Here is a 7615-nt window from a genome sequence, read left to right as displayed (position 1 = left end):
CCAACCAACCGGCCGGGGCGGGCGGCATATCCCACCGGCCACTGCCGTTCCACCATCAGTTAACTCGTCAAGAAGGCCTTAGCCGGCGTTGTTGCTTTGCGTCGGCTCGTCGGCGCGGATCTTGCCGCGGTGCTTCTTGTCCTTCTTCGGGTCCTCGTCGTCAGGAACCACTACGGTGCCGCCGGCATTGACCAGGACGGTGACGAAGCTCGGCTCGCTGGTACCTGCGAAGGTCAGGCGGCCGATGTAGGAGCCGGGCTCCAGGTTCTTCCAGTTCAGCGAAATCTGGCCCGTCTTGCCGTTGGCGAGGCGGATCGGATTCGGCGTCACCGTGGCGTTGCCCTGGTTGGCTCCCAGGACTGCGGCATCAACAGTGGCCTTGGTGGCCTGGTTGTTGGGGCTCGCGTAGAGGTTGGCGAAGACGTAGTAGTCGCCGGCCTCCGGGTCGGGGACGGACAGGGTTTCGCTGGCAGAAGCCGTAGCCGCCGGCAACTGCTGACCGGAGGGAGTGAGCACCAGCATGTCGAAGTCCGCGGCCTCGTTGGAGGAAATGACCGAGAACTTGGCAAGGGCACTTCCCTGGCCAACCGTCACCTTCTTCACGTAGTTCGAAGCATTGGTCTCACCCGCGAACGGGCCGGGAACAAGCTCGACTGCCGAGGAATCAGCTTTGGACAGGCCATCAACAGTGACGCCCACCGGCAGGTTGGTACCGGAGGTGATGTTGATGGTGGCCGAGCCGTTGCGGCCCGTTCCGGTAAACGCCAGGGCCTTGTCCGCGATGACGGACTGCGGCCTGACAGCGATCGGCGAGGTGACGGTCTTGTTGGCACCCTGCCAGCTCAGCGAACCCATGGCGAACTTGCCGAGGGCTGCGTTGTTGTTTTCGAACTGGACCTTGAACGTCTTCTTCTCACCAGCTGCCCCGAAGTTCAGGACGGACGGAGTGACCTTGACGTTGACGCCCGGGACGTTGACCGAGGCACGGTAGAGGCCCGGGGTCAGCGCCGTCACCGTACGGGTGACCTCGATCTTGCCTGCGAGGTTACCGAGGGCGAAGGAAGGAACGTTCATGTCGCGCGGTGCCGTGGTGCCGAGGCCTTCCATGCCCAGGTCCATGCCTGTGCCTTGGATGAACTTGAGGTAGTCCTCGGTGGTGGCATCGTAGACGAGGCCGGGCGAGAGGACCTTGGCCGGATCAACCTGTCCGGCACCTGTTGCGAAGACGTCCTTGTTGATGGCGCCGTTGGCCAGCTTGACCGGACCGGCGGTGGTCATCATGGCGGACTTCACGGTGGCCGGGGACCACTTCGGGTTCTTGCCCAGGATCAGCGCGCCGAAACCGGCAACGTGCGGGGAGGCCATGGACGTTCCGGACAGGAAGCCGAAGTTGTCTCCACCGGTACCGATCGGAGAAACACCGGCGAGGATGGCGACGCCGGGGGCGGACACGTCAGGCTTCAACAGGTCCGAGTCCGTGGCAAGCAGCGGTCCGCGCGAGGAGAACCCGGCGATCTGCGGCTGCGCCTCGGCAGGCAGGCCCGTGGTGTCCCGGTTCAGCAGGGACACGGTGATGGCCGGGTTGGCCGTGACTTTGTCCTTGATGGCCTGGGTAGCAGGCGGGTTCACGTGGACCGTGGGGATCACATGCTTGTCGGTGTCCAGCGACGAATCCGTCAGGTTCACCAGGATCATGCCCACGCCGCCGCCACGCAGCACCTCGGCGCTCTTGGCGGTACGGTCAACCACGCCGCGGTCGCAGACAACAACCTTGCCGGCTACCTTGGCCGGGTCCAGGGACCCCGGGGCACAGAGTGCCGCGTTGCCTTCACCGCTTGCAGCGTTGGTGGACAGCACGACGCCGGCCCCGTTCACCTCGCGGTTCATGATGCTCGCTCCGCGGAATTTGCTGCCATCGGAGAATTCAACGGTGCCCTGGAGCTCCTGCGAGAAGGAGGTTGCGGCAACGGTGGTCAGCCAGGGTGCTCCGTGGTTTACGGTGCTGGCGGTCGGTCCGGAGTTGCCGGCCGAGGTGGCCACGAAGATACCAGCGGAGGCCGCGGACAGGAACGCCAGCGAAACGGGATCCGTGGTGGACGTGGTGGAACCGGAGATGGAGTAGTTCAGGACGTCCACGCCATCCAGGATGGCCTGCTCGATCGCGTCCACGGAAGCGGAGCCGTAGCAGCCACCCGTGGCGGGGTCGGTGTCTTCCCAGCAGACCTTGTAGACGGACAGTTTTGCGGCGGGTGCGATGCCGCTGGTAGTTCCGAAGCTGCGGCCGTCCACCACTGCGTCCACGTTGGCGTTGCCCGCAGCGGTGGACGCGGTGTGGGTGCCGTGGCTGTCCACGTCGACGGGAGAGATGACCTCTTCCGGAGCACGATTCTCCGGGGGAACGGTCTCAAGGAAGGCGTCCGCGAAGTAGTGGGTGCTGAGGACCTTGGAGTTGCAGGCGCTGCCGTCATAATCCGAGCCGGTGTCGGTGCCGGCCTGGCATTCTCCGACGAAGGTATCGCCGTCTGCCTTGAGCATGGCGATCTTGCCGTCGGCCGTGCGGTAGGGAACGCCGACCTGCGGGTTGCCTACCAGCGGGCCAACGGGCTCACCTGCGAAGAACGGGTTGGAGGGGGTGTAGCCGGTGTCGATCACGCCAACAACGGTGCCCTTGCCGGCATTGTCCTGTCCGCCGTACTGGGTGGCCCATGTACCGGTGGGACCGCTGAGCTTCAGGAAGTCGGTGGTTGAGTAGTCCGGGGCGTACTGCGTGTCCGGTGCGACCATGAGGACCTTGGGGTCCTTGGCCAGGTTAATGGCCTGGTCTGCCGTCAGGTTGGCGCTGAAACCATTGACGGCGGTGGTGAAGTCACGCTCGATGGTGACGTTTTCCTGCGTTGCAACTTCCTGCTGCTGCGTTTGCAGGTGCTGCTGGTATTCCTTCACCTCGGCACTGTCGGCGTCGAGTTTCGTGCCTTCGTCCGGTTTGGTGGGCGCAAGGCCCGCCGTGCCGCCGTCGTAGGTTGCTGCAGGCTTCTCGGCAAGGACCACCATGTAACGGCCGTCCTTATACGCGCTGGGGTCAAGGTTCTTCTTGGCCACGCCTGCAACATTCCCGGGCGTCTCCGGAGCGGGAGCGGCCTGGGCCGGCATCGCCATCGAAGAGAGAAGCAACGGCAAGCCCACGGCCAGTGCCGCAGCCTTTCGAAGCCCCCCGCTTCTGACGAAGCTCTTTCCTTGTGATTTCACGAGTCGTTGCACCTTTCACTGAGGGAGGCCCGGGCTCCATCGCCAAGGCCTGTCAACTGGAGTTGGTTGGTTTTTTGACAGTTCCTGTCAAAGAAGCGCAACCAGCCGAGTCACAGAGTACCTAGTGAGAGCCAAATATGACATAGAGCACATTTGGAGAAATTTGTCTTGTCACAGCACCGGCGATTTGTCATGGAACAACCAGCAACGGACCGCAGGAAGATCCTGCGGTCCGTTGCTGTTGTCGAACGGCAAAGATCAGCCCTTGGGCGTCACCTGCAGCCGGTCAAACGAGACCTGGACGCCGTCCTTGTCCAGGACCACCACGTCGTCCCGCCCGTTCTTGACGTCCGGGGGAAGGATGAATTCCACGGTGTTGTCCGTGGTGGGGAAGATCCACCCCAGACGATAGCTGGCCTTGTTCAGGTACACGTAGTACCAGTCCCCGTATTCCAGGCCTTTCAGCACCACCTTCTGGCCCGTGCGGTACTTGTCCGCGGTTCCCAGGTCGGTGGGCGGCGTGCCCAGGTTCTGGTGGGTCACGGTGGGCTCAGCCTCCGGTTGCAGCGGCTGCACCGCCAGCACCAGCGAATCACCTTCGGCTGCAGTGGCAACTTCACGGGAACCGTTGCGCGCCTTTGCCTCAAAGGAAACGGCACCGAGCGTTCCGGCAGCGATATCTGCTGCCGTCAGCACATGCTCGCTCGTAGCGGTCACCGTGGACCCGGCGGCGAGCGCAGCCGCCGAGATGCCGGCGTCGGGTGCTTCCAAACCGGTCACGGCGACATTGCCCGCGTTGCCCACCGTGTAGGTGTACGTGACGGGATCACCGGCACTGGCGAACCGGTCGCCGTCGGCGTCTTCCCACGCGGCCGAGACGGTGGCCTCAAGCTTGGGTTCACGAACCTTGAGGTCCACTTCGCCGCCATCCACCGTGATGGTCTTGGTGCTTTGGCCTGCCGAACTGACTTCCCAAGTGGTCTTCGCAGTGAAGAATCCCTGTTCGGCTTCCTCAGCAGTCACGGTGTGCCGTGGGGTGGCGCATTGGTAACTCTGCCCGGCCGGCAGCACACCGTAGCGGCAGTTGCCCGGCCCTTCCGGAAGGAACGGGCTGAAGTTACCGGCGGTCGGGACCACCTTCTCAACCAGCGGACTGGTGTTCTTCACTGCGAACGTATACGGAACCACGTCACCTGCAGCGTACGGCTGGGTTGCGAGGTCACGCCCGACGTCGGCACGCGCCCCGCTGATGTCTGCCGTCAGCAGTCCGTCGCGCAGGGCGACCGCAGAGCCGGCGAACGGAACAGTCTTGGTGAGGGACGGCGTCGAACTTGCGGTGATGCTGAAGCTGGCTTCAGGCACAAAGTAGCCCCGCTCAACGTCGGCAGCGGTGATGATGTGCTTGGCGGTGGCGCAGTTGTAGCTGGCACCCGCGGCCAGGTTGTTGAAGCGGCAGTTAGGGGCCGACGGCGGCAGGAAGCCGGAGTCGAAAGTCCCGGAAACCGGCACTGAGTTGGCCGTGACGTTGGCCGTGCTCTTGACGTTGAGCGAGTAGCTGAGGACCTCTCCCACCTGGTACGGGCTGGCGACGACATCGCGTGTCGGCGCCGTTCCCGTGATGGTCAGGCCTACCTGCGGGGCCACCGGCACCGTCGCCGTGAACGTGAATTGCGAAACCCGGCCATCCGCCGTCGTAAATGCGGCGTTCAGGTTCTGCGGTCCGCTGGCGTTCGCGGGCGCCGTCAGTGCGACGTTGACGGTTGCCGAGGCTCCGGGGGCGACGGCGGGCACCGGCACCGTGGTGGCCGACCAGCCAGTGGGCGTGTAGACAGTGGCTGTTGCGCCGGACAACGTGACGGCTTCCTGGTTGGTGACGGTCACGGGCACCTGCTGGGTAGCCCCCGGCGCGGTGGTGACAGCCGGGACCGAGAGCGGGGCGCAGGCGTAGTTCAGCCAGGCGTCATCGAACGCCGCGAACGGCATGTTGTCCGTGTAATTGCCCTCGTAGAGCACGCCGAACTTGCCGTCCCCGAGGCGGCTCACCGTGGAGTAGGCGGAAAAGCCGGACCGGATGGTGCGGACGCCGGGCCAGGTTGCACCGTCGTCGCAAGAGACGCGGGCGGAGACGTTTTCGCGGCCGGTCTTGGAGTTGGCGTTGGTGAAGATGAGCTTCCTGGCATCGGTGGAGCCCTGCGCCGCGTTGGGGAACATGCGGGCAATGGCGCCGTTGTTGGCAGGATCCGGGAGTTCGGTGTCCTGCGTGACGGGACCATAGGTGGCGCCGCCGTCCGTGGAGATGGCCACCTTGCGGTAGCCCTGGTTGGCGTTGTCCCGTGAATTCAGGAGCACGCGGCCGTCGGAGAGTTCCACGGTCTTGTTCTCGTCCATGCGGTCACCGACGTTGGCGCCCTTGTGCCAGGTGGCGCCGTGGTCATCGGAGTAGACGCTGTAGGCCTGGATCTTGTTGGTGCCGTCCGCCTGGCGGATGTCCCCTGCGTACTGCTGGATCAGGCGGCCCTTGTACTGGCCGTACTTGAGTTGGATGCCCTCGCCGGAGGACGCGAAGTTGGACCGGACATCGCCTGCTGCGGGGCTGGTCTTGCTGGTTCCGGGCTTGGTCACATTGGTGATGAGCCGCGGCTGGCTCCAGGTGACCCCACCATCGGAGGACTCGATGACTGCCGAGGAAATCACGGTCCGGTCAGCGTCGTTGTTGCCGAACTGGCTGCCACCGAAGCCCTGGTCCTTGGAGTACACGAAGAACGCGAAGACCTTCCCCGCCTCAGAGTCGTAGATGTAGGAGGGGTCGCTGTAGCCGTACTTGGGACCGCTGGCATCGCCCACATGGCCGGCCGCGATGACCGTGACCGGCCCCCAGGTCTGGCCGCCGTCGGTGCTGCGGCGCTGCACGATCGAGTTCGGATTGGGAGCGTCCGCGGCTGAATCCGGACGCCCATCCCAGGCCGCGAGCACCACGTTGTTGCCCAGGTACGTCAAGGCGGGGATCCGGTAGAAGAAGTTGGCGCCTGTACGGTCGGCACCGATGTTGGCCTCAGTGAAGGTGCCGGGAGCTGCAGTGGGGTTGCTTGGTGGGATCGGTGCGGCGATGGCCGGGAGGCCGAGGCCTGCCAGGAGGCCCAGGCTCAGTGCGCCGGCGGCTGCGATACGGGCGAGCGATGGTGCAGGGGGTGTGGATTTCAAATCCAGTGTCCTTTCGAATCATCACGATGGGCGTTCGTGTTACGTGCTACGTCGAACGTCCTACAACCATAGGGTGTTGGGCGTCACATTGCTAGGGATGAACTTGGGGGAAGCCCTTCGACGCGGCAAAGCTGTAGCCTCGAAAGCGAAACCGCCAACGTCTTTCGAACCCTGGAGTCGCCGTGAAAATCCTTGTCCCCGACACCATCGACCTTGACCTCGCCCACCTCACCGCGGCAGGGGATAACGCGGTGGTTTACGCAGTAGACAAACTCATTCCCAGCGAGCACCGCGACGCGGAGGTCCTGGTGGTGTGGCGCAACACCACGGAGAACCTGACCGACGCCGCCCGCTCGATGCCCACTCTCAAGCTGGTGCAAACGCTCGCGGCAGGACCGGACCCCGTGCTGGCAGCAGGCTTCGCAGACAGCGTGGCCATCACCTCAGGCCGCTCACTCCATGACGGCCCCGTCGCCGAACACGCCCTGGCGCTCGTACTGGCAGCAACCCGCAGGCTGGACGTTCTGCTGGAATCCCAAAAGGCAGCCACGTGGAACAAGCCCTACAACGAGGCACAGTCCAACCCGGCAACCGAACAGCTCTACACGCTCGACGGCGCCAACGTCACCATTTGGGGCTTCGGCTCCATCGCAGGGCGGCTCGCTCCCCTGCTGGCCGCCCTGGGTGCGAAAGTCACCGGCGTGGCCAACTCCAAGGGTGAGCGCTATGGATTCCCTGTGGTTTCAACAGGCGAGCTACCCGGGGTTCTGGGCACCACCGACGTCCTGATTTCCATCCTGCCCGCCACGGACGAGACCACCGACGCCCTCAACGAAGACATCCTCCGAGCCCTCCCCCAGACCGCCATATTCGTCAACGTGGGCCGCGGTGCCACGGTTGACGAAGACGCCCTCCTTGCGGCACTGCAGGAGGGCCGCCTGCGCGCCGCGGCCCTCGATGTCACCAAGGTTGAGCCGCTGCCCGCCGATTCGAAGCTGTGGGCTGCCCCGAACCTCATCATCACGCCCCACGTGGCAGGCAACCGCCCCAAGGGTTCGGCCCACCTGGTCACGGAGAACATCTCAGCATTGAAGGACGGCAAGCCACTGACCAACCAGGTGGCCGGCTAGGAAGAAGTAGCACGCACCCACAAAGAAGCGGGCCTGTC

3 protein-coding genes are annotated in these 7615 nt (G+C 64.5%); 1 reads left to right on the top strand and 2 read right to left on the bottom strand.

The window, feature by feature from the left end:
- Window positions 1-78: 78 nt before the first annotated feature.
- Both LN996_RS10595 and LN996_RS10590 read right to left on the bottom strand, forming a co-directional pair.
- Window positions 79-3156, bottom strand: a complete 3078-nt coding sequence (locus LN996_RS10595; protein ID WP_374202219.1) for a S8 family serine peptidase — start codon at window positions 3154-3156, stop codon at window positions 79-81.
- A 348-nt stretch (window positions 3157-3504) separates the two neighbouring features.
- Complete coding sequence (locus LN996_RS10590) at window positions 3505-6447, bottom strand: exo-alpha-sialidase (protein ID WP_231340346.1); 2943 nt, start codon at window positions 6445-6447, stop codon at window positions 3505-3507.
- A gap of 182 nt (window positions 6448-6629) precedes the next feature.
- On the opposite strand from LN996_RS10590, the gene LN996_RS10585 reads away from it, so the two are divergent.
- On the top strand, window positions 6630-7577 hold the full coding sequence (locus LN996_RS10585) for an NAD(P)-dependent oxidoreductase (protein WP_231340345.1): 948 nt from the start codon (window positions 6630-6632) through the stop codon (window positions 7575-7577).
- The last annotated feature ends 38 nt before the right edge of the window (window positions 7578-7615 follow it).

It is taken from the genome of Arthrobacter sp. AK01 (assembly GCF_021109375.1).
Classification (GTDB): Bacteria; Actinomycetota; Actinomycetes; order Actinomycetales; family Micrococcaceae; genus Arthrobacter.
This window is presented reverse-complemented; position numbering and strand designations above follow the sequence as displayed.